Consider the following 2,948-nt stretch of genomic DNA (forward strand, 5'->3'; position numbering starts at 1 on the left):
GCGAGCACCCGCTGGGCGTCATCGGCGCCTACGTACGGCACCCGCGGATCTTCCACGCGGACGAGCTGCGGTTCCTCGAGGCGAGCGCCGGCGTGCTCGCGGCGGCCCTGGCGCGCGAGCTCGCCGAGGCCGAGGTGCTCGAGCGCGAGCGCCAGATGCGGGCGGTGTTCGACGCCGCGCTCGACGCGATGCTGTGCGTGGACGCGTCGGGGCTGATCCGCGACGCGAACGCGGCCGCGATGACCTTGCTCGGCTGCGGGCGGGCCGGCGTCGTCGGGCGGAGCCTGGCGGAGCTCGCCGCGGAGCCGCCGCGCCCGGGCACCCCGGCGCTCGCGGACGTGCTCCGGGGCGAGCGGGTGAGCGGCGCGGCCGAGGTGGTGCACGCCGGCGGGCTCCGGCGCTCGGTCGAGTTCACCGGCATCCCGGACATCCGGCCGGGCCGGCACCTCGTCGCGCTGCGCGACGTGAGCGAGCGCAAGCAGCTCCACGCGCGCCTCGCGCTCGCCGACCGGATGGTGTCGGTGGGCACGCTCGCCGCCGGCGTGGCGCACGAGCTGAACAACCCGCTCGCCTACGTGGTCGCGAACCTGTCCTACGTGGACGAGCAGCTCACGCTGCTCGCCCCGCGCCTCGCCGCGGCGCGGAGCGGATGCGGGCGCGAGCCGGACCTCGCGAACGCGCTGCTCGACGCCGTCCACGACGCGCGCGACGGCGCGGAGCGGATGCGGGTCATCGTCCGCGACCTGAAGACGTTCTCGCGGCCGGACGAGGAGCGCGCCGGCCCGGTGTCGCTCGCGCCGCTGCTCGACTCCTGCGTGAGCGTGGCCTGGAACGAGATCCGGCACCGCGCCCGGCTGGTCCGCGAGCTGGCCGACGTCCCGCCGGTCCAGGGCTGCGAGGCGCGGCTCGGCCAGGTGTTCCTCAACCTGCTCGTGAACGCCGCGCAGGCCATCCCGGAGGGCCACGCCGACGAGCACCAGATCCGGGTCTCCGCCCGCGCGCTGGCCGGCGAGCGGGTGGCGGTGGAGGTGGCCGACACCGGCTCGGGCATCGCGCCGGAGCACCTGCCCCGCATCTTCGACCCGTTCTTCACCACCAAGCCGCCGGGCGTGGGCACCGGGCTCGGGCTCTCGATCTGCCAGAGCATCGTCTCGGCGATGGGCGGCGAGATCCAGGTGGAGAGCGCGCTCGGCCACGGCACCGCCTTCCGCGTCGTCCTGCCGGCGTCGGGTCCGGACGGGGCCGGCGCGCCGGGACGGGGGGCCGCGCCGGCGGCGCGGGCGCGCGGGCGGATCCTGGTGGTGGACGACGAGCCGCTGGTGGGGACGGTCATCCAGCGGACGCTGCAGGGCGAGCACGAGGTGACGGTCGCCTCGAGCGCGCGCGCCGCGCTGGCGCGGGTGGCGGCGGGGGAGCGGTTCGACCTCATCCTCTCGGACCTGCTCATGCCGGAGATGACCGGGATGGAGCTGTACCGGTCGCTGCGCGAGCGCGCGCCGGAGCTGGCCGGCCGCGTCGTGTTCCTCACCGGCGGCGCCTTCACGCCCGCCGCCCGAACCTTCCTCGAGCAGGAGCCGGTGGAGTGCGTGGAGAAGCCGTTCGAGCTCGAGACGATCCGGGCGCTGCTGGCGCGGCGGCTCGTGACCGCGGGATCCCCGCGCAGCTAGCCGCGCCTCACCACACCACCATCAGGCCCAACGGCAGCGGCACCACCCGCGCGCCCGCGGGCGACGCGCCGCCGCCCGGCGCCGGGCGATCCTCCCGGCCGTGCAGGAGCAGCGGCACCGCCGCGCCCACCCCGCCGCCCACCGCGGCGCCGACCAGCACGTCGGTCAGCCAGTGCTTGTCGCCGGCCATGCGCAGGTAGCCGACGCCGGTGGCGAGCGTCATCCCGACGGCCCAGACCCACGGCGCGCTGGAGTAGCCGCGCAGCGTGGAGACGGTGCCGGCGGCGGAGGCGATCGAGAACGCCAGCGCCGAGTGGCCCGAGTAGAAGGACAGGTTGTCGTCGGGGTCGCCCTCGCGGCTCCCCGAGGCCCAGTTCCCGTACCGCACGAACGGGCGCTGGCGCCCCACCGCCAGCTTCACCACCTGGTTCACCGCCATCGAGAGCGAGGCGGCCTCGGCCACGTAGAGCAGGTCGCGCCAGCCCTCCCCGCCGTCGCCGGCGCCCCGCGCGGCGAGGAGCTGGTGGGCGGTGACCGCCGCCGGCATGAGCGCGAAGGCGATCACGTCCGAGCCGCGCGCGGCGAGCGTGGCGTCGGAGAGCACCAGCCGGTCGCGCGCCCAGACGTCGAGCGCGTTCGCCTTGCAGAAGCGGCACGCCGAGGGCGCCAGCTCCGGCTTCAGCACCTCGCCGAGCAGCCAGACGCCGGCGGCCGCGCCGGTCACCGCGAGGTCGGTGCGGTCGTCGCCGCGCAGCGGGTGGGGGCCGGCGGCGCGGGCCGGGGCCGCGAGGAGCGCGGCGGCCAGCAGGGCGGCGACGGCGGGCGGGGAGGCGCGGCGCATCGCCGGACAGTATCATCCGTCCGCCATGGCGCGAGCGCCCGATCCCCCTTCCGGCCGCGACGATCCGTTCCCGGAGCCGGTGCCGCTCCCCATCGACGGCACGCTCGACCTGCACGCGTTCGCGCCCGGCGAGGTGGGGACGCTCGTGCCGGAGTGGATCGGGGCCTGCCGCGAGGCGGGGCTGACGGAGCTGCGCATCGTGCACGGCAAGGGCATCGGGGCGCTGCGGCGCACGGTGGAGGCCTTGCTGGCGCGCGACCCGCGGGTGAAGGCGTTCCGCGCCGCCGGCGAGGACGCGGGCGGCTGGGGCGCGACGCTGGTGACGCTGCACGCGCCTTGAGTCACGCGCCCCGGGCCGCGGCGGCGAGCGCCTCCTCCAGCGCCGCCGCGTCGGGGCCGCTGCCCTGCGCCAGGTCCGGCGCGCCGCCGCCCTTGCCGCC

At 77.3% G+C, this 2,948-nt stretch carries 3 protein-coding genes; 2 read left to right on the top strand and 1 reads right to left on the bottom strand.

Going from position 1 to position 2,948, the window contains the following annotated elements; translation table 11 throughout:
* The coding region (locus tag PSR1_RS22690) for an ATP-binding protein (RefSeq protein WP_059439572.1) at positions 1-1,667 on the top strand (1,667 nt) is incomplete at its 5' end.
* A 7-nt stretch (positions 1,668-1,674) separates the two neighbouring features.
* Here PSR1_RS22690 and PSR1_RS22695 read toward each other — a convergent pair.
* Complete coding sequence (locus PSR1_RS22695) at positions 1,675-2,508, bottom strand: phosphatase PAP2 family protein (RefSeq protein WP_059439573.1); 834 nt, start codon at positions 2,506-2,508, stop codon at positions 1,675-1,677.
* 25 nt (positions 2,509-2,533) lie between these two features.
* On the opposite strand from PSR1_RS22695, the gene PSR1_RS22700 reads away from it, so the two are divergent.
* Positions 2,534-2,848, top strand: a complete 315-nt coding sequence (locus PSR1_RS22700; protein WP_059439574.1) for a Smr/MutS family protein — start codon at positions 2,534-2,536, stop codon at positions 2,846-2,848.
* Positions 2,849-2,948: the final 100 nt, after the last annotated feature.

Source organism: Anaeromyxobacter sp. PSR-1, from assembly GCF_000964525.1.
Classification (GTDB): Bacteria; Myxococcota; Myxococcia; order Myxococcales; family Anaeromyxobacteraceae; genus Anaeromyxobacter.